We start from the raw sequence: 19,394 nt of genomic DNA, 5'->3' as shown, positions 1-19,394 counted from the left end.
GAAAGCCCTACTTCTTCTTGTCGGTGGACGACTCGGTGGACAGCGCGGCGACGAAGGCCTCCTGGGGCACCTCCACGCGCCCGACCATCTTCATCCGCTTCTTGCCTTCCTTCTGCTTCTCCAGCAGCTTCCGCTTACGGGAGATGTCACCGCCGTAGCACTTGGCCAGGACGTCCTTGCGGATGGCGCGGATGTTCTCGCGGGCGATGACCCGGGCCCCGATGGCGGCCTGGATCGGCACCTCGAACTGCTGCCTGGGGATCAGCTCGCGCAGCTTCTTCGCCATGTCGACGCCGTACGTGTAGGCCTTGTCCTTGTGGACGATGGCGCTGAACGCGTCGACCGGCTCACCCTGCAGCAGGATGTCCACCTTGACCAGCTCGGCCTCCTGCTCGCCGGCAGGCTCGTAGTCGAGCGAGGCGTAGCCGCGGGTGCGCGACTTGAGCTGGTCGAAGAAGTCGAAGATGATCTCGCCCAGCGGCAGCGTGTAGCGGATCTCGACCCGGTCCTCGGAGAGGTAGTCCATGCCGAGGAGCTGGCCGCGCCGCCCCTGGCAGATCTCCATGATCGCCCCGATGAACTCGGACGGCGCCAGGATCGTCGACTTGGTGACCGGCTCGTAGACCTGCGCGATCTTCCCACCCGTGGGGAACTCCGACGGGTTGGTGACGGTGAGCTCCTTGCCGTCCTCCATGACCACGCGGTAGACCACGTTGGGCGCCGTGGAGATCAGCGACAGGCCGAACTCGCGCTCCAGCCGCTCCCGCACGATCTCCATGTGCAGCAGCCCCAGGAACCCGACCCGGAACCCGAACCCGAGCGCCGCCGACGTCTCCGGCTCGTAGACCAGCGCAGCGTCGTTGAGCTGCAGCTTGTCGAGGGCCTCGCGCAGCTCGGGGTATTCGTCGCCGTCGATCGGATAGAGCCCCGAGAACACCATCGGCTTGGGGTGCTCGTAGCCCGCCAGCATCTCCTGGGCCGGCTTGACCGACGAGGTGACCGTGTCACCCACGCGCGACTGGCGCACGTCCTTGACGCCGGTGATCAGGTAGCCCACCTCGCCGACGCCCAGCCCCCGCTCGGAGACCTTGGGCTCGGGCGAGATGACGCCGATCTCGAGCGTCTCGTGGGTGGCGGCGGTGGACATCATGAGGATGCGCTCGCGCTTGCTCAGGTGGCCGTCCACGACCCGCACGTACGTGACGACGCCGCGGTAGGTGTCGTAGACGGAGTCGAAGATCAGCGCCCGGGCCGCCGCGTCGGCGTCGCCCACGGGGGCGGGGATCTCGCGGACCACGTGGTCGAGCAGCTCGCGGACGCCCTCGCCGGTCTTGCCGGACACCCGGAGCACGTCGGACGGGTCGCAGCCGATCAGCCCCGCCAGCTCCTCGGCGAACTTCTCCGGCTGCGCCGCCGGCAGGTCGATCTTGTTGAGGACGGGGATGATGTGCAGGTCGGCGTTCATGGCCAGGTAGAGGTTGGCCAGCGTCTGCGCCTCGATGCCCTGGGCCGCGTCGACCAGCAGGATCGCGCCCTCGCACGCCTGCAGCGACCTGGACACCTCATAGGTGAAGTCGACGTGGCCGGGCGTGTCGATCATGTTGAGCACGTGACCGTCCCACGGCAGCCGCACGGCCTGCGACTTGATCGTGATGCCCCGTTCGCGCTCGATGTCCATCCTGTCGAGGTATTGAGCGCGCATGGAGCGGTCGTCGACCACGCCGGTGATCTGCAGCATCCGGTCGGCAAGGGTTGACTTGCCATGGTCGATGTGCGCGATGATGCAGAAGTTGCGGATCAACGCGGGGTCGGTCTGGCCAGGCTGAGTGCGCACCGAAGTCCGTTTCGACAGGGTTGAGGTCAAGCAGTCTTTCATGGTGACATGCCCGGGTGACTGCCCGAACCGTCATCCGCCGCGGCCTGCGCCTGCTCACGCTTGCCTTGGCCATCGTGGTCGCGCTGGTCGGCCTCCTCGCCGCCGCGCTCCGCCTCCAGTTTACCGGTGCACCGGCGGCCTGGGCGAAGAGCACGGGCAACGACGCGCTCTGGCTGGGCCACGCGTGGGTGGACGGCCGCCGCACGGAGCGCGACGTCGAGCAGCTGGCGGTACGGCTGCGCGCCACGGGGATCAAGGACGTGTACGTCCACTCCGGCCCTTTCAACTGGGACGGCACCCTAAGCCCAGACAAATACCCCAACGCCGGAAATTTCGTGAAGTGGTTACGCGAGCGCCTCCCCGCGGTCCGCATCTCCGCCTGGCTCGGCCAGTCCGTCAAGAACGGCCTCGACCTCGACGACCCCAAGTCCCGCGAGAACGTCCTGTCCGGCGTCGCCGCCATCATGAAACAGGGGTACGACGGCATCCACTACAACTTCGAGCCGATCGGCGACGGCGACACCGAGTTCCTGGAGCTGCTGGAACGCACCCGCCGGCACACCGGCCTGCTGTCCACCTCCACCCCGCAGATCGAGCCGTACCCGGGCCTGCGCCTGACCGCCAGGGCCCTGCTGTCGCACGACAAGTACTGGTCCCAGGGCTACTTCAAGCAGGTCGTGGACCGCGTGGACCAGGTCGCCGTCATGACGTACGACTCCTTCACCCCCCTGCAGTCCCTCTACGGCGGCCACGTCGCCCGCCAGGCCGGGCTGGCCCTGGACCTGGTGCCCGCCGACAAGGCCCTCTACATCGGCGCTCCGGCCTACCACGACCACGGCGTGCCCTGGCTCGACGACGCCGAGAGCGTCGCCATGGCCGCCGAGGGCGCCCGGCTCGCGCTGTCGGAGCACGGCCGCCGCGAGCGCTTCGGCCTGGCCCTCTACGTGGACTTCGCCGCCACGGAGGAGGACTGGCACGAGTACGCCACACGGTGGATGATCGGCTAACGTAGGGTTCCCGCGCCGAGCGAGCGCCGAGCATCCGAAACGCCGATGCTCAAGTACGCGTTGATTTGAGAGCCGACCTGAGTTATTGGTATCCTGTTCAACTGCGTGTGGCGCGCCCTCTCTCGAGCCCGCGCGCCCCATCCATCACTCAGACTTTCACCGAGGCTTCTTCGTGGCGAACATCAAGTCCCAGATCAAGCGCAACAAGCAGAACGAGAAGGCTCGCCTGCGCAACAAGGCGGTCAAGTCCTCTCTGAAGACGGCCGTCCGCAAGTTCCGCGAGGCCGCCGAGCAGGGCGACACCGAGCAGGCCGCCGTGCTGCAGCGGGCCGCTGCCCGCCAGCTCGACAAGGCCGTCAGCAAGGGCGTCATCCACAGGAACCAGGCCGCCAACCGCAAGTCCGCGATCGCCAAGCAGGCCGCGGCGCTGGCCGCCGCCAAGTAAGCCGGCCGCCAGGCAGAACGCCTGGCACAGGAAACGCCGCACTCCCTCCGGGGGTGCGGCGTTCTCGTTTTCGCACCCTTTTGTCACAGTTTCGATATCACACGCCCGTATCGGGTACGTCACCGTTCCAAAGATCGCCTTGCCCCGCTGCCCGAACCTGCCCGAAGGTGCACTAAAACGGGCGAAGGGGGACACATGCGGGGGCCGTTGGTCGTCAAACGTGCGCTCAGCGAGCCGCTGCTCCTCCTGGCCGCCTTCGGCTCGATCCTCCTGGCCACGACCACGCTGGTCGCGCTGACCATGTACGCCTCCTCCATCGCGGACGCCGGTGTCCGCAGGACGATGGAGACGGCCTCGTACCGCCAGACCGCCGCCACCGTCAGCGCCCCCGTGACGGCCGAGACGTTCCCGAAGTTCGACCGGTCGGTACGCGCCGAGTTCGCCAAGGCCTACGCACGCCCGCCCGCCATCACCACCAGCTTCCGCTCCGACTCCTACGTCATGCCGGGCCAGGACGCCCAGGAGCGGCCCGAGCTGCTCAGGTTCGGCAGTTACGACGGGCTCGACCAGCACGCCAGGCTCGTCTCGGGCTCCTGGCCGCACGCCGGCGGGGACCGGGTGGAAGCCGCGATCTCGCTGTCGGCGGCCTCGGCGACCGGGCTGAAGGCGGGGCAGGAGTTCACCACGAAGGGTCGCCTCGACCCGCGGCCGGTCACGGTCCGCATCGTGGGCGTGTTCCAGCTCAACGACCCGTTCGGCGAGCGGTGGGCGGGTGAGCAGCTGCTCAGCCGGGGTGTGGAGCGCGGCGAGTTCACCACGTACGGGCCGCTGATGGTGCCGCGCGAGACGTTCGTCGCCCGCTTCGCCACCAGCGTGAACGCGACCTGGACCGCCGTACCCGACCTGCGCACGCTCACCCCCGCCCAGCTGCGCCCGCTGGCCGGAGCGATCGACCGGCTGGGCGAGCGGCTGAAGGCGGACGGCTGCGGCAGTTGCGTGGCCGCCAGCCGCCTGCCCGAGATCCTGACCCAGCTCGACACCGCGTCCCTGGTCGCGCGCTCCACGATGCTGATCCCGGTGCTGCAGCTGCTGTTGCTGGCCGCGTACGCGCTGATGCTCACCGCCCGCCTGCTCGCCGACCACCGCCGCATGGAGGTGGCGCTGCTGCGCTCGCGCGGCGCGGGCACGGTGCGGCTGGCCGCGCTGGCGGGCGGCGAGGCGCTGCTGGTGGCGGTGCCGTGCGCGGTGGTCGCGCCGTTCCTGGGCCCGCCGCTGCTCGCGCTGGTCAACCTGCTGCCCTGGATCAGGGCCTCAGGGGTACGGCTGGCGCCCTCGGCCGATCTGGGCACGTTCCTCGTGTCGTTCGGCGTGGCCCTGGCCGCGGCCGCCCTGCTGGTGCTGCCGGCGCTGGCGGGCGCGCGGCGCACGTACGTGGAGGAGCAGGCGGCGCGCGGGCGCGGCGGCGGGCGCGGGCTGATCGAGCGGGCGGGCGCCGACCTGGCGCTGCTGGTCGTGGCCGGGCTGGCGATCTGGCAGCTCCAGCGCTACGGCGCGCCGGTGACCGCGACGGCCGCGGGCGGGCTCGGCATCGACCCGCTGATCATCTCCGGGCCGGCCCTGGCCCTGCTCACGGGCGGCATGCTGGGGCTGCGGCTGGTGCCGCGCGTCTCGAAGCTGGCCGAGCGGGTGACGTCCAGGCGGCCGGCACTCGCCCCCGCGCTCGGGGCCTGGCAGGTGAGCAGGCGACCGCTCAAGTACGCGGGCCCGGCGCTGCTGCTGACCATGGCCATCGCGATCGGCATCGTGTCCATGGCCACGGCGTCCACCTGGCGGGCCTCGCAGGTCGACCAGGCCCGCCACCAGGCCGGGGCCGACCTTCGGCTGTCCGGTCCCCCTGACGGGCCGGAGCTGGGGGCGCTCGGGCGCGGGACGGCGTTCACCGCGCTGCCCGGGGTCACGGCGTACTCGCCGGGATTTCGCGGTCAGACCGAGGTGAGCGGCGAGAGCGCGCTGCTGCTCGGCCTGGACGCGGGCAAGCTCGGCGAGCTGTTCCACCTGCGTGCCGACCTGTCCGCGCAACCGGTCGGGGAGATGTCGCGAGCGCTGGTGGGAGACCGGGCGGGCAAGCTGGACCTTCCCGGGCAGCCGTCGGCGCTCACGCTGCGGGCGGAGGCGGACGGCGAGCTGCCGCTGCGGCTGGTGCTCTCCGACGCGCTCGGCGTGTGGCGCGACGTGTCGCTGGGCGTGCTGCGCAAGGGCGAGAACCGGATCGACGTCGACCTCCGGGCGCTGGCCGGGCGTACCGGGAAGATCACGTACCCGCTGTCGCTGCGCGGACTCGTCGCGGGCACCCCCCAGACCCCCGCGAACCTGACCCTGACCGGCCTCAGCGCCGACGGCCGCGAGGTGGCGACGCCGCCGGTGTCCATGAAGGTGACGCGGCCCGCGGTCGCCGGCCTCGCGCCGCTGCCGAAGCCCGGACCGCTGCCGGTGGTGCTCACCGCCGACCTGGCCGCCTCGCTCAAGCTGGCCGTCGGCCAGGTCGGGCCGGCCAGCATCGACCGCAGGGTGCTCCAGGTGAAGGTGGTGGGCGTCGTGGACAGCATGCCGACCACCCCCGCGGGGCAGAAGGCCGTGCTCGCCGACTGGGGGACGCTGCAGACGTACGAGCTGGCCGCGGCGCAGCTGCCCAGGCCCGCCACCGAATGGTGGCTCGCGGCCGGTGATACCGCGCCTGCGGTGAAGGCGCTCCAGACGCGGCCCGAGTGGGACGTGACCGCGCTCGACCAGCGCAGGCTGGCGGCCGAGCTGCGGGACGACCCCCTGGCCAGCGGGTTGCAGGGGGCGCTGATGCTCGGGTTCGCGGCGGCGCTGGTCTTCGCGACGCTCGGTTTCCTGGTGAACGCGACCGTCGCGGCCCGGGAGCGCATGGGCGAGTTCGCGATCCTGCGGGCGCTCGGGGTGAGCTCCCGGCAGGTGTTCGGGGTGCTGGCGGTCGAGCAGGCCTTCGTCATCGGGCTGTCGCTCGTCGCGGGCACCGGGCTCGCCGTGGTCGTCGGCGCGCTGGTCGTGCCGCACATCGTCCTGACCGGGCAGGCCTCGGCCGTCACCCCCGGCGTCGTGCTCGACATCCCGTGGGCGGCCACCGCGGCGATGCTGGCGCTGGTGGCCGCGGTGCTGATCGCCATCGTGGCCGGGCTGGCCCGCCGCCTGCGCGGGCAAAACGGGCAACTCGTGGAGGAACGGTGAGGATCGCCCTGCTCGCCCGCGTGCACCTGGGCGCGATGGCCGTGCTCTTCGTGCTGGCGCTGAGCGCCTGCCTGCTGGTCGCGGGGCTGCCCAGGGCGATGCAGGCGTCGTTCGACGAGGCGCTGCGCCGTTCGCTGGTCGCCGCCCCCGCGGTGCAGGCCGACCTGACGGTGTCCGTGGAGTCGCGTTCGTCCGAGGAAGACCTGCACGAACGCGGCCAGTTCGACGCCCGCGACCGCCGCTGGCGCCAGATCCTGCCGCCGGCGCTGCGCCCGCTGGCGACCGGCGCGGGCCACATGAGCGCCAAGACCACCTTGACGCCCGTGACCGGGACCCGTGGCCATACCCACATGAACCTGGGCTGGCTCTCCGACGCGGACCGGCGCGTGGACTGGGTGCAGGGGCGGGCGCCCGGCAAGCCCTCGACCATGCGGTACGAGGGCGCGACGATCCCGGTCTTCGAGGTGGGGATCGTCGCGGAGGCCCTGCCCGAGCTGGGCTACCAGGTGGGCCAGACCAAGATGGTCGGCGAGAACGACTACGCCGCCCTGAAGATCGTCGGCGCTTTCAAGGCCAACGACCCCCGTGACCGCTACTGGTCCCACAACGTCGACCTCCTGCAGGTCCTCAAGACGGAGACGCCGGGCAGCGACGAGTTCGAGAAGCACGTCACGACGCTGATCCCCGACGAGGGACTGACCGCGCTCAGCGGCGAGGGACGCAACCTGTCCTACCACTGGGTCCTGCCGATCGACGCCCGTGGCGCGAGCGCGCTGGCCGCGCCCGACCTCCAGGCGGCGGTCGCCGAGTTCGGGCGGGTGGCCGCGCTCCAGTCGACGGCCAGCCCGTACCACCTGGACACCGGGCTCTCCAAGCTGCTCGGCGACTTCCTCGCCGAGGTGGCCACCGCGCAGACCGTGATGTACCTGGTGCTCGGCGGGCTGCTGGCGGTGGCGCTCGGCGTGATCGCGCTGGTCGTGCTGCTGCTGGGCAACCGGCTCGATCACACGCTGTCCCTGGCGCGGGCGCGGGGCGGGTCGCTGCGGCAGGTGGCCGGGACCGGGGCGCTGCTGACCGGCGTCGCGGTGCTGCCCGCCGCGCTGGCCGGGTACGGGCTGTCGTTCCTGGTGCCCGGGCCCGCGCTGCCCATCGTGCACCTGGGGCCCTTGGTCGTGGTCGTGGCGGCCGTCGGGTTCGCCGGGGTACGGCTGGCCCTGGCCCATCGGACGCCGCTGCACGAGCGCCGCGACGACGTGTCCGCCGGTCGGCCCTCCGCCCGGCGGGTCACGCTGGAGGTGCTGGTCGTGGTGCTCGCCCTGATCGGCGCGTACCTGCTGCGGGCCCGTGGCGCCTCGCAGGATCCGTTCCTGCTCCTGGTGCCCGTCGGGCTGACGCTGGCGGCGGCGTTGATCACCTTGCGCTGCTATCCGTACCCCTTGCGGCTGTTCGTACGGCTGGCCGCGCGCGGGCGGGCGGCCGTGCCGTTCCTCGGACTGACCAGGGCGGCCAGGGCGCGCTCCGCCGGCGTGCTGCCCGTGCTGATCCTGCTGCCCGCGCTGGGCGTGTCGGTGTTCGCCGCAGTGATCTCCGGCGGGATCGCGGACACGCAGCGGCTGGCGTCCTGGCAGCAGGTGGGCGCGCCGATCAAGGTGACGTCGGACTTCGAGATCCCCGCCGCCTCGATCGACCGCGTGCGGGCGACGCCCGGCGTCGAGCAGGTGCTGATCGCGCAGACCGGGCGGGTGCAGGTCGGGTACGGCGCGGAGCGGGCCGAGGCGCTCGCCGTGGACGTGGCGCAGTGGCGCCGGATCCTGGACGGCGCCCCGATCAGCGTGCCCCCGCTGTCCGACGGCGCGCTGGTCTCCCCGGAGCTGCGGGGACGGGGGACGTTCGAGATCGGGTGGCAGTCGCGGGTGAAGCTCGCCACGCGGGGCGTGGTCGAGTCGGTGCCCAGTTTCTTCACCTCGAGGAAGTTCATGGTCGTGCCGCTGAGCGTGCTGACCCGGCCTGCCCCGAACACCCTGCTGATCAAGGGCGACGTCTCCCCTGACGTGCTGGCGCGGCTGGTCCCGTCCGCGACCGTGGAGTCGCAGGAGGGGGCGCTGAGCGCCATCCAGGACGACCCGCTCACCAGCACCGTGCGCTGGACCCTGGTCGTGGTGACGGTGGCGCTCGGCTCGTACGCGCTCGTCGCCGTCGTGCTGGCGCTCGTCATCGGCGCCGCCGAGCGCGCCAGCGCGGTGTCGTTCCTGCGCACGCTCGGACTGTCGGACCGGCAGGCGCAGCGGCTGACCGTGCTGGAGATCCTGCCCATGATCCTCATCACCGCCCTGGTCGGGCTCGGCCTGGGCCTCGGCCTGCCGTACGCGCTAGGGGCCGGCGTGGACCTGTCGTCGTACGCCGGGGACCTGCCGGTCGGCGACTACTCGCTCGACCTGTTCGTTCCTGTGCTGCTGGCGGGCGGGCTCACCGCCGTCGCCGTGCTCGGCGCGTACGCGCACACCGCCATCAGCCGCCGCCGCAACCTCGGCGCCGTCCTTCGAGTGGGGGATCTCTCATGAACCCGACCCTGTCCGAGCTGGAAGCCAGGGCCACGCGGGAGAAGGCCGCGTTCGGCGGCGACGCGCACATCGTGTGCGACAACCTCGTACGCATCTACAAGACCGAGGGCGTGGAGGTCGTCGCGCTGCAGGGGCTCGACCTGGTGATCGACAAGGGCGAGCTGGTGGCCATCGTGGGCGCCTCGGGGTCGGGCAAGTCGACCCTGCTCAACGTGCTGTCCGGGCTGGACGTGCCGACGGCCGGGGTGGCCAGGGTGGCGGGGATGGACCTGCTGTCGATGAACGCCCGCGACCGGCTGCGGTACCGGCGGTCCGTGGTGGGCTTCATCTGGCAGCAGACCGCGCGCAACCTGCTGCCGTACCTCTCCGCCAGGGAGAACGTCGAGCTGCCGATGAAGCTGGCCGGTCGCCGCGGGGGCCGCGCGCTGGAGCTGCTGGAGTTGCTGGGCGTCGGGTACTGCGCAGACCGCAAGATTCCCGAAATGTCGGGCGGCGAGCAGCAGCGGGTCGCCATCGCCGTCGCGCTCGCCAACTCCCCGCAGCTCATCCTCGCCGACGAACCCACCGGCGAGCTGGACAGCGAGACGTCGGAGCAGGTGTTCGACGCGCTGCGCAAGGCCAACAGGGAGCTGGGGGTGACCGTGGTCGTCGTGACGCACGACCCGCTGGTGTCGGAGCAGGTGGACCGTACAGTGGGCATTCGCGACGGGCGTACCAGCAGCGAGACGCTGCGGCGCGAGGGCGCCGAGGGGCAGATCGTCGCCGAGGAGTACGCCGTGCTGGACCGGGTCGGGCGGCTGCAGCTGCCGCGCGACTTCATGAACGCGCTCGAGATGGAGCGGCGGGTGCGCCTCGAGCTCGAATCCGACCACATCGGCGTGTGGCCCGCCCGGGAGGAGCCCTCTGATGACTGACTCGCCCCTGGTCGTGGTGGAAGGGCTGCGCAAGGTCTACCGGACCGGGCCCAAGGAGGTCGTGGCGCTGCGGGAGGTGTCGTTCTCGGTGTTCCCGGGCGAGCTCGTCGCGGTCCGCGGGCGGTCGGGGTCCGGGAAGACGACCCTGCTCAACCAGATCGGCGGCCTGGACAAACCGGACGCCGGACGGGTGGTGGTCGCCGGGCACGAGGTCACCGCCATGTCCGAGGACGACCTGCTGGCCCTGCGCCGCGACGTGGTGGGATTCGTGTTCCAGTCGTTCGGGCTGATCCCGGTGCTGTCCGCGGCGGAGAACGTGGGGGTGCCGATGCGGCTGCTCCGGACACCGACGGAGGAGCGCGAGGCTCGCGTACGTCTTCTGCTGGCGTTGGTGGGGTTGGAGCAGCACGCCAACCAGCGGCCGTACGAGCTGTCCGGGGGGCAGCGGCAGCGGGTCGCCATCGCCAGGTCCCTGGCGAACCGGCCCCGGCTGCTGGTGGCCGACGAGCCCACGGGGCAGCTGGACTCGCAGACCGGGCGGCAGATCATGGAGCTGCTGCGGGCAGTCGTACGGAGTGAGGGGGTCACGGCCCTGGTCGCCACCCATGACCCCAGCTTGATCACGCTGGCCGACCGGGTCCTGGAGATCAACGACGGCATCATCCACGAACCCGCCCTCACCTGACTCACTCCACTGAGCCGATAATCCGGTTGATCCGGATCGCCGACCGGTGGTAGGCCAGTGGGATATTTCAGCTGATCGGAGATATGCGTGACTCTTTCGCCGTTCCGCATCGAGGTACCCGGCGACGTGCTGGACGACCTGCGAGCTCGACTGCGCGCGACCAGGTTCACGGACCGCACCGGCGCCAATGCCTGGCAGGCCGGAGCCGACCCCACGTACCTGCGGGAACTGGTGACGTACTGGGCGGAGGAGTTCGACTACCGCGCCCGGGAGGCCGAGCTCAACGCGCTGCCGCACCACCGCGAGCGGGGCCTGCATTTCGTCCGGATCGCCGGAGTCGGTCCCGCGCCCATGCCCCTCCTCCTCTGCCACGGATGGCCGAGCAGCTTCCTGGAGATGCTCCCCCTGGCGGCCCGCCTCGCCGATCCCGCCCGCCACGGCGGCGACCCGGCCGACGCGTTCGACGTCGTCATCCCGTCCATGCCGGGCTTCCTCTACTCCGATCTGCCGTCGGAGCCGCTCACCCGGGCCGCGATGGCGCGAATGCTGCACACGTTGATGACCGACACCCTGGGGTACGACCGGTACGCCGCGTTCGGCGGCGACATCGGCGGGGGGGCCACCCAATGGCTGGCCGCGCTTTACCCGGAGAAGGTGATCGGCATTCATCTGATCCATCCCCCGTTCCCCGCGTCGTTCGACGACCCGCCGATGTCGGCGGAGGAGCAGGCGTTCGTGGCGGCCGAGGAGGCCTACGACGAGCTCGACGGCGGCTACAGCGCCATCATGGGAACCCGGCCCGACACCATCGCAGCCGCCCTGATCGACTCACCCGCCGGACTCGCCGCCTGGATAGTCGACAAATACCGGGATTGGAGCGACTGCCACGGCGACCTGGAGTCCCGCTTCGACCGCGACACCCTGCTCACGATCCTGACGCTGTACTGGGCGACCGGCTCGATCGGCACGTCGTTCAGGCAGTACTACGACTGGGCCCACAACACCCCCCGCCCGCCCATCACGGTGCCGACAGCCATCACCCTCAGCCACGAACCGGTCCTGTCCGACATCCCCCGCTCGATCGCCGAACGCGCCTGCACCGACCTCCGCCACTGGAGCGAACCCGGCCGCGGTGGCCATTTCCTGGCCCTGGAGGAGCCTGCGCTGATGCAGGAGGAGCTCACAACGTTCTTCCGCCCCCTCCGCCCAACACTCTGACCGCCCGCGTCCAGAGCCCGCAGCAGCGGGAAAGGGTCGAAGCGCTGCGCGCTGTCGGTCGCGAGGCGGCCGGCGACGGGATCGGCGTCATCGTGAGTGCGGACGGTGGCGGGGCAGCAGCCCCAGCGGTCCACGGTTCACCGCTTCATCATGGCTTCAGCGATAGGCGATGCGGTCACAGGAGGGCTCTGGCGGCGTCGGCGGCGGGGTTGCCGAGTCCTTCGAGCAGGAGGAGTGCCGACTGGGCGTGAGTGCGGGCCAGGGCGGTGTGGCCGAGTGCGTAACGTGCCTTGGCCAGGCCGAGGTGGCCGTGGGCGGCTTCGTTGAGGTCGTCGATCTCCGTCGCCAGGGCGAGTGCGGCGTCGTGATCGATGAGAGCCTGATTGTGGTCGCCCATGGCTCCTGCGGCGGCGCCCAGGGCGTTGAGGGTCTCGGCCTGCAGATGCGGGCCCAGGTCGCGGCTGATCGCGTAAGCGTGCTCGAGGGCGCGGCGAGCGGCGTCGTGCTCGCCTTCGGCACTGTGGAGGTTGCCGAGGGCGAGCTGGGTGTTCCAGAGGCTTGTCGGGCTGCCGATCTCGTGGTTGATCCGCTGGGCCTGCTCCAGATAGTCGCGGGCCAGGTCGGGCTTGCCCAGGTGCCTGTGGATCTCGCCCATGTCCGTCAGGAGGACCCCCGTGCCGACGCGGTTGTCCGCCGCCTGGAAGAGTTCCAGTGCCTGTTGATAGTGCTCCTGGGCGCCATGAAAGTCGTCTTGGCGTTCGAGCGAGTGGCCCAGGAAGTGATGTCCCACCGCTTCGCCCTCCGGGTCGCCGGCCGCCCGGCAGGTGGTGATCGCCTCACGGCCGTACTGGGCGGCCTGGGCCACGTTCCCCAGGGCGTGGTGGGTTCTGGCCAGGTCGGCGAGGGTGCGGCCCTCGCTCCGCAGGTCGGCTGCCCGCCGTACCGCTGAAAGGGTTTGGAGGTGGAGGGTGAGTGCGGCGCCGCGGCGGCCGCGTTCCTCGAGGAAGGGAAACAGGGTCGTGGACAGGAAGAAGGCGTGCGTGTGCCAGTCGCGTTCCGCCGCGTGCGCGCCGACGGCCAAGAGAACGGGCAGCTCCGCGTCCAGCCAGGCCGCGGCGTCGGCGCGATCGGACAGGGCCGGGATCTCCAGGCCTGGCGCGGGCTCGCGCGGAATCGGGAGCACCTTGTCCGGGTACGTGAGGTCGGCGGCCAAGTCCGTGACGTGGGTGTAGAAGGCGAAGAGCCTGGTCAGGGCAGCCTTTCTGGAGTCGTCCCGCTCCTCCAGACCGGCCGCTGACCTGGCGTGGTCGCGCAGCAGGTCGTGGAAGGTGTAGCGACCCGGTTCCTGCTGGATGAGCATGTGGGCGTCGAGCAGGTCCTCCAGGAGCGACTCGGCACGCGTGACGGTCAGGTCGGTGAGCGCGGCGGCCGCGTAGGCGTCGACGTCCTGGCCGGGGTGGAGGCCGAGCAGGCGGAACATGCGGCGGTGGTCGGGGCTCAGTTGCTCGTATGACAGGGCGAAGGCGGCCGCGACGCCCCGTTCCGCGGTGGCCAGTTCGGCCAGGCGGCGGCTCTGGTCGCGCAGCCGTACGGCGAGGTAGTCCACCGTCCACCGGGGGCGGTGGCGCAGCCGCGCGGCGGCGATTCGCACGGCCAGCGGCAGGAACCCGCACAGGCGCAGAACCTCGGCGACGGCGGTCGGCTCCTCCCACGCGCGCGGCCCGACGACGCCGGTGAACAGCTCGACCGCGTCACGCTCCGAGAGCACGTCGACGGAGATGGCGGGGGCGCCGTCCAGGTCGGTCAGCCTCCGCCGGCTGGTGATCACGGCCATGCTGCCCGAACCGCCGGGCAGCAGCGGCCGGACGTGCTGGGTGTCGGCGGCGTTGTCGATGACGACCAGGGCGCGCAGCCCCGACAGCTCGGCGCGCCACAGCGCGGCACGTTCTGAGGTTCCTGGCGGTATGCGCTCCGCGGGCACGCCGAGCTGGCGCAGCAAAATCTCCAGCGCCTCGCCGGGATCGACGGGATCGCGGCCCGCGGTGTGGGCCTGCAGATCGACGAAGAGCCCGCCGTCGGGGAAGCGCTCGGCGAGCAGGTGTCCCGCGTGTACGGCCAGCGTGGTCTTGCCGATGCCCGCCATGCCGTCGATCGCGACCACGCTCACCCCATCGGGCAGCCTGGTGAGCCGCTCGAGCTCGGCTTCCCGCCCGGCGAAATCGGGCACGTCGTACGGCAGGAAACTCATCAGTGCGTGCCGGTCATCTCTCAACACCGCCTCTTCGACGGCTGCGAACTCCCGGCTGGGGTCCAGCCCCTGCTGCTCGGCCAGCGTCGTCCGGTAGTCGCGCGCGGCCGCCAGCGCCTCCGCCTGCCGTCCCGATCGGTGCAGCGCCAGCATGTACTGCCCGCGCAGGCACTCCCTCAGCGGGTGGTTGATCACTTCCGCGGCGAGCTCATCGAGCAGTACGGCATGCCGCCCGGCCTCGAGTTCCAGCTCCGCCAGCCGTTCCAAGGCCGTCAGCCGCTGCTCCTCCAGCAGAGCCCGGGTGGCGGACACGTAGTCGGCCTGCACGTCGGCCAGCGCCTGCCCTCGCCAGAGCCCGAGCGCCTGGCGGATCTCGTCTCTGTCGCCCGCGGCCAGCCGCCTGAACTCATGGACGTCCACCTGACCCGGCTCCGTCACCGCGGCATAGCCGGCGGGACGCGTCTGCACGATGTCCTCGGCCTGCGCCGCGCGCAGCATCCGGCGGATCGCCATCACCGACGCCTGGACCTGTGCCTTGGCCGTCTCTGGTGGGGTCGGCCCCCACATCGCCTCGATCAGCCGGTCCGTGCTCACTGTGCTTCCCGCGTTCAGCAGGAGGTAGGCCAGCATCGCGCGATGCCGCGGCGCTCCGCCCAGCGTGTGCCCTCCGGCGCTGACCTCTACCGGGCCCAGGAGTGAGAAGCGCATAGAGGTCATATGGGCGAATGTATCAACGCTATCGATCAGCATTTTTCCCAGATCTCAGATAGGAGTGCATATGAGCGGAGAAGTGCTGATCTCGGGTGCGGGTGTCGCGGGCATGTCGCTGGCGTACTGGCTGCATCGGCAGGGCTACGCGGTGACCGTGGTGGAGCGCGCCGCCGCGCTGCGCGGCACCGGATACGCGGTCGACTTCCGCGGCGACGCCATCGACGTACTGGACCGCATGGGCGTGCTGTCGCAGATGCGCGATCATGCCACGGGGATGGGCGCGATCACACTGGTCGACGGCGACGGGAAGCCAACCGGTGAGCTGCCCGCGGAGACGTTCGCCGGCGACCTGGAGCTGCTCAAACCCGATGTGACGCGCATCCTGCACAGCATCACCGCCGACGACGTCTCCTACGTCTTCGACGACTCGATCACCGCGATCGGTCAGGACGAGGACGGCGTCAACGTCGAATTCGAAAGGGCGGCCGGGGGCAGATTCGACCTGGTGATCGGGGCCGACGGGGTCTACTCCAACGTGCGCCGCCACGTCTTCGGCCCCCACCGCGGCTTCGTGCAGCATCTGGGCATGTCGGGCGTCGGCTACACCACAGCCAACCGGCTGGGGCTCGACCACGAGGGCCTGCTGTACAGCGTGCCAGGCAGGGCCGTCTACGTATTCAGCTCCGGCAACCCCGACAGGATGACCGTGAGCCTGTCGGTCGCCACCGACTCCCCCGACATCGACAGGCTCGACCGCGGCACGCAGGAACGCCTGGTCCGCGAGCGCTTCGCCGGCGTGGGGTGGGAGGTGCCGCAACTGCTGGAGGAGATGCGGCTGGCTCCGGACTTCTACTTCTCCTCTGCCTGCCAGATCGTCATGGACCGCTGGTCACACGGCCGCGTCGTCCTGGTCGGCGACGCCGGATACTGCGCGGCACCGACGGCGGGCATGGGCACCTCCCAGGCCGTGATCGGCGCCCACCTGCTGACGACTCGCCTGGTGGAGGCGGCGGGCGACCACACCGTCGCATTCCCTGCCTACGAGCGCCGGCTCCGCCCCTACATCACCGAGAACCAGTCCAAGGGCACGCAGGTAGCGAAGATGTTCGGCGCCTGACGGGACGGAACGTGGCCGCCGACATCGCCCATGCGGTGTCGTGTCAGCGGCGACGTAAGGACAGCAACGGATCGGTATCAGAGCGGTCCGCGATGGTGAACGCCATGAACGGTTCAGCGACCGCGTTCTCAAGGCCGGGTGCGATCTCCTCGGGCGACCCGACACTTGCCGTCCGTTCAATCGAATTTCGTAACAGATCTGAAGGAGCACACCCCATGTCCATCCCCCTTACCGACCAGGACAAGACCACCCTGCGGATCGCCGCGTGGGGCGCCGTCTCGCTGATGTCCGCCGCCGGCGCCGCCGGCTCGGCCCACAAGGTCGCCACCGAGGGCTCCATCGCCCTGACCTCCGCCACCGGCCCCGTCGGACACGTGCTCGCCAAGGCGCCCAACGGCATCAAGTACGGCAAGTCCGTCGCTGCCCTCGCCGACCAGGTGCTGCCGGCCCTGACCGCATCCATGAGCCTGCTCAAGCAGCAGGATCCGGCCGAGGCCGACAACTTCCGCAGCACCGTCATCGTCGCCATCGAAGCCGCCGCCGGGACCCACCGGGGCGAGCCCAGCCCCACCCTGGCCGACATGGCCCGCAAGATCACCGCAGCGCTCGACGCCGCTTCGGCCACGCCCGAGATGGCCGCCGGGGGCAGCGGGGCCCTGCCGACGGCGACTGCCGGCCAGGATCGCCCGGAGCTGCAGAAGGTCATCCAGGAGATGGTCGATTCCGGTTTTGTCGGGGTGACGCTGCGGGTCCACGACGAGCAGGGCGAGTGGGTCGGCAGCGCCGGAGTCAGCAGGCTCGGCGAGACCGCCGCGCCGCCGATCGACGGGCACGTCCGGATCGGCAGCAACACCAAGACCTTCATCGCGACCGTGGTGCTGCAACTGGTGGGCGAGGGCAGGATCGGGCTGGACACTCCCGCGGATGACTACCTGCCCGAGTTCGGGCTGGATCGGCGGATCACAGTGCGGATGCTGCTTCAGCACACCAGCGGGGTGTTCAACGTCACCGGCGATTTCGACGCCGACGGGACGTACGTGCCGGGGATTCCCGCCACCCCCTCGGGCAAGGAGTGGGTGGACAACCGGTTCAAGACCTACCGGCCGGAGGAGCTGGTACGGCTGGCGTTGTCCAAGCCGGCGCGGTTCGAGCCGGGGACCGACTGGAGCTACTCCAACACCAACTACGTGCTGGCCAGGCTGCTGATCGAGAAGGTCACCGGCCGCTCGTACGCCGAGGAGATGCGGCGGCTGATCCTGGGACCGCTCGGGCTGTCGGGCACCGTGGCACCGAGCACCGAGACGGAGATCCCCGAGCCGCACGCGCACGCCTACTACCGGTACGAGGACGCCGGCGAGCAGAAGACGATCGACGTCACCCGCCAGAACCCGTCCTGGATCTCCAGCGGCGGTGACATGATCTCGACCACCCGCGACCTGCACACGTTCATCTCCGCGCTGGTGGGCGGGAGGCTGCTGCCGGCCGAGCTGCTGGCCGACATGTGCACGCCGGAGCCCAAGGCCGGCTACGGCCTGGGCGTGTTCGTGCAGAAGACCGACGGCGGCGGCACCGTCATCACCCACAACGGCGGCATGGCGGGTCACGCGGCGCTGATGTACAGCACGCCTGATGGCAGCAAGACCTTGACCGCCACGCTGAACTACGTGGACGACGCCGCGCTGTCCATGGCAGCGGCGTTCCAGCAGGCGACACAGCGGCTCGTCCAGGAGGTGTTCGGCGGCGGGCAGGCCGCGGGCTGACGGGCCGAGCCGGCTCGGTCGACGGGCCGAGCCCTCAGACCCGTACCCCTTCGAGGGTGAACTTCCTACGGACGCGCATCAGGCAGATCACCAACCGGCCACACCGAGCTCACTCAGCTCGGAGTGGCCGATCCACCTGCGCGCAGGCCGGACACGTCTCAGGCCCAGGGAACAGGATGTCCAGAATGCGGCCGTCCACATGCGCGCAGGCCGGGCCGGGCACGCACAACCGGTCGACGAACCCGTCAGGGACGAAGTCGGCCGGGGGGTGCCTGCTCGTCGACACGACCAGGACACCCGCATCAACGCCCTCGACCTCGGGCAATGCCTCAAGCTCATCGACAGCAACGACTGCGTCGGTACAGCTGGCCCATCTGGACCTCCACGGCCTGGCGCCTGCCGGAGGCCAGGGTAGGGCATCGACTGTCGGCTACCGCCCCGTGCGGCTGGCCACGATCACCTGCACCGCATGCTCCAACGCGTACGCCGGGTCCGCTCCCCCACCCTTGACCTGCTCATCCGCACCCGCCACAGCCTGGATCGCCCTGGACAGCCCTTCAGGCCCCCACCCGTTCAGCTGCCGCTTCACCCGATCGACTTTCCACGGCGGCATGCCGACATGGCTGGCCAACTGCCCGCCTCGGAGGTTGCGCGGTGCACTGCCGACCTTGGCCAGCGACCGCAAGCCCCCGGCCAGCGCACTCACCAGCAGTACGGGCGCGACCCCGGTGCCTAGAGCCCACCGCAGTTGCTCCAGCGCGTCGGCCAATCGGCCCTCGACAGCGGAGTCGGCCACGTTGAACCCGGTGACCTCGGCCCGGCCCTTGTGATAGCGGGCCACGGCGGCCGCGCTGATCGTCTTGTCCTCCGTGTCGAACACCAGCTGGCTGCACGCCGCCGCCAGCTCCCGCAGGTCATTGCCCACGGCGTCGAGCAACGCCTGAGCCGCGTCCCCGGAGATGCCCCGCCCGGCCCGCTTGAACTCCCCCTTGATGAAGTCCAGCCGCTCCCCCGCCTTGGTGACCTTGTTGACCGTGACCACCGTAGCCCCGGCCTTCTTCACCCCGTCGACCAGCGCCTTCCCCTTCACCCCGCCCGGGTGCGACAGGACGAGCACGGTGTCGTCGGAGGGCCGCTTGGCATAGGTGACGACCTCGGTGATGACGTCCTTGGAAAGATCCTGAGCCGACCGGATCACCACCACGGAACGATCGCCGAAGAGCGACGGAGAGGTCAGCTGCGTCAGCTCACCGACCGCGACCTTCCCGCCCATGAGGTCTTGCACCTCGGCTTGCGGGTCGCCGGCCCGCGCCGCCGCGACGACACTGCTCACCGCCCGTTCGGCCAGCAGCTCCTCATCACCGAGGACCAGGGTCACAGGTGCTGGATCGGTTCCCGCCATGTCAGGCAGCATGCCATGCGTCACCGACAACCCGGTACTCGGAGCACACCCGTACACGCCGTCGGCCCCTGACGCCCTTGGCAGCTCCGGCCCGCACCGCAGCCATCAGGCCCGGCCCGCACTCCTCAGACCCGGCCCGCAGCCCTTAGGCACGATCCCCCGCAGCTCGTCCCTGCCACGGTGCCACGAGCTGGGGGCACG

At 70.7% G+C, this 19,394-nt stretch carries 12 protein-coding genes; 9 read left to right on the top strand and 3 right to left on the bottom strand.

All coding sequences use genetic code 11. From position 1 onward, the window contains the following. Positions 1–7: 7 nt before the first annotated feature. A complete protein-coding gene (gene lepA, locus ACIHFD_RS13085) occupies positions 8–1,834 on the bottom strand; it encodes a translation elongation factor 4 (RefSeq protein WP_397367011.1) in 1,827 nt (608 codons plus the stop codon). A gap of 56 nt (positions 1,835–1,890) precedes the next feature. On the opposite strand from lepA, the gene ACIHFD_RS13080 reads away from it, so the two are divergent. From ACIHFD_RS13080 to ACIHFD_RS13050, 7 genes are all read left to right on the top strand, one after another. Then, positions 1,891–2,883, top strand: coding sequence for a hypothetical protein (locus ACIHFD_RS13080; protein ID WP_397367009.1), 993 nt, complete (start codon positions 1,891–1,893; stop codon positions 2,881–2,883). 172 nt (positions 2,884–3,055) lie between these two features. Next, positions 3,056–3,328: a 30S ribosomal protein S20 gene (gene rpsT, locus ACIHFD_RS13075; RefSeq protein WP_364240069.1), complete on the top strand. Its 273-nt coding sequence runs from the start codon at positions 3,056–3,058 to the stop codon at positions 3,326–3,328. A gap of 195 nt (positions 3,329–3,523) precedes the next feature. Next, positions 3,524–6,577 carry an FtsX-like permease family protein gene (locus ACIHFD_RS13070; RefSeq protein ID WP_397367008.1) on the top strand — a complete coding sequence of 1,018 codons (3,054 nt, stop codon included), beginning with the start codon at positions 3,524–3,526 and terminating at the stop codon, positions 6,575–6,577. Further along, positions 6,574–9,138: an FtsX-like permease family protein gene (locus ACIHFD_RS13065; RefSeq protein WP_397367006.1), complete on the top strand. Its 2,565-nt coding sequence runs from the start codon at positions 6,574–6,576 to the stop codon at positions 9,136–9,138. Before ACIHFD_RS13070 ends, ACIHFD_RS13065 begins: the two co-directional genes overlap by 4 nt. After that, positions 9,135–10,052 carry an ABC transporter ATP-binding protein gene (locus ACIHFD_RS13060; RefSeq protein WP_192791084.1) on the top strand — a complete coding sequence of 306 codons (918 nt, stop codon included), beginning with the start codon at positions 9,135–9,137 and terminating at the stop codon, positions 10,050–10,052. Before ACIHFD_RS13065 ends, ACIHFD_RS13060 begins: the two co-directional genes overlap by 4 nt. Further along, the gene (locus tag ACIHFD_RS13055; protein ID WP_350724889.1) at positions 10,045–10,737 is read left to right on the top strand and encodes an ABC transporter ATP-binding protein; all 693 of its coding nucleotides are present in this window, start codon (positions 10,045–10,047) and stop codon (positions 10,735–10,737) included. The genes ACIHFD_RS13060 and ACIHFD_RS13055 overlap by 8 nt, the downstream gene beginning before the upstream one ends. A gap of 87 nt (positions 10,738–10,824) precedes the next feature. Continuing rightward, positions 10,825–11,955: an epoxide hydrolase family protein gene (locus ACIHFD_RS13050; RefSeq protein WP_397367005.1), complete on the top strand. Its 1,131-nt coding sequence runs from the start codon at positions 10,825–10,827 to the stop codon at positions 11,953–11,955. A gap of 175 nt (positions 11,956–12,130) precedes the next feature. Here ACIHFD_RS13050 and ACIHFD_RS13045 read toward each other — a convergent pair whose 3' ends face one another. Then, positions 12,131–14,920: a tetratricopeptide repeat protein gene (locus ACIHFD_RS13045; RefSeq protein ID WP_397367003.1), complete on the bottom strand. Its 2,790-nt coding sequence runs from the start codon at positions 14,918–14,920 to the stop codon at positions 12,131–12,133. A gap of 61 nt (positions 14,921–14,981) precedes the next feature. Between ACIHFD_RS13045 and ACIHFD_RS13040 the strand changes: the two genes are divergently transcribed. Next, a complete protein-coding gene (locus ACIHFD_RS13040) occupies positions 14,982–16,031 on the top strand; it encodes an FAD-dependent monooxygenase (protein WP_397367002.1) in 1,050 nt (349 codons plus the stop codon). Between the two features lie 215 nt (positions 16,032–16,246). Then, positions 16,247–17,791: a serine hydrolase domain-containing protein gene (locus ACIHFD_RS13035; RefSeq protein WP_397367000.1), complete on the top strand. Its 1,545-nt coding sequence runs from the start codon at positions 16,247–16,249 to the stop codon at positions 17,789–17,791. Between the two features lie 430 nt (positions 17,792–18,221). Here the strand turns inward: ACIHFD_RS13035 and holA are convergent, their stop codons facing one another. Next, positions 18,222–19,193 (bottom strand): DNA polymerase III subunit delta, encoded by a 972-nt coding sequence (gene holA / locus ACIHFD_RS13030; RefSeq protein ID WP_397366999.1) that lies wholly within the window; start codon positions 19,191–19,193, stop codon positions 18,222–18,224. Positions 19,194–19,394 lie beyond the last annotated feature (201 nt).

The sequence above is a fragment of the Nonomuraea sp. NPDC051941 genome, assembly GCF_044593615.1.
This window is presented reverse-complemented; position numbering and strand designations above follow the sequence as displayed.

Excerpts from the sequence above, each read along its gene's own strand:
- ACIHFD_RS13070 (WP_397367008.1), top strand. The coding sequence starts at position 3,524 with ATGCGGGGGCCGTTGGTCGTCAAACGTGCGCTCAGCGAGCCGCTGCTC.
- ACIHFD_RS13060 (WP_192791084.1), top strand. The coding sequence starts at position 9,135 with ATGAACCCGACCCTGTCCGAGCTGGAAGCCAGGGCCACGCGGGAGAAG.
- ACIHFD_RS13055 (WP_350724889.1), top strand. The coding sequence starts at position 10,045 with ATGACTGACTCGCCCCTGGTCGTGGTGGAAGGGCTGCGCAAGGTCTAC.
- ACIHFD_RS13045 (WP_397367003.1), bottom strand. The coding sequence starts at position 14,920 with ATGACCTCTATGCGCTTCTCACTCCTGGGCCCGGTAGAGGTCAGCGCC.
- ACIHFD_RS13040 (WP_397367002.1), top strand. The coding sequence starts at position 14,982 with ATGAGCGGAGAAGTGCTGATCTCGGGTGCGGGTGTCGCGGGCATGTCG.
- ACIHFD_RS13035 (WP_397367000.1), top strand. The coding sequence starts at position 16,247 with ATGTCCATCCCCCTTACCGACCAGGACAAGACCACCCTGCGGATCGCC.
- holA (WP_397366999.1), bottom strand. The coding sequence starts at position 19,193 with ATGGCGGGAACCGATCCAGCACCTGTGACCCTGGTCCTCGGTGATGAG.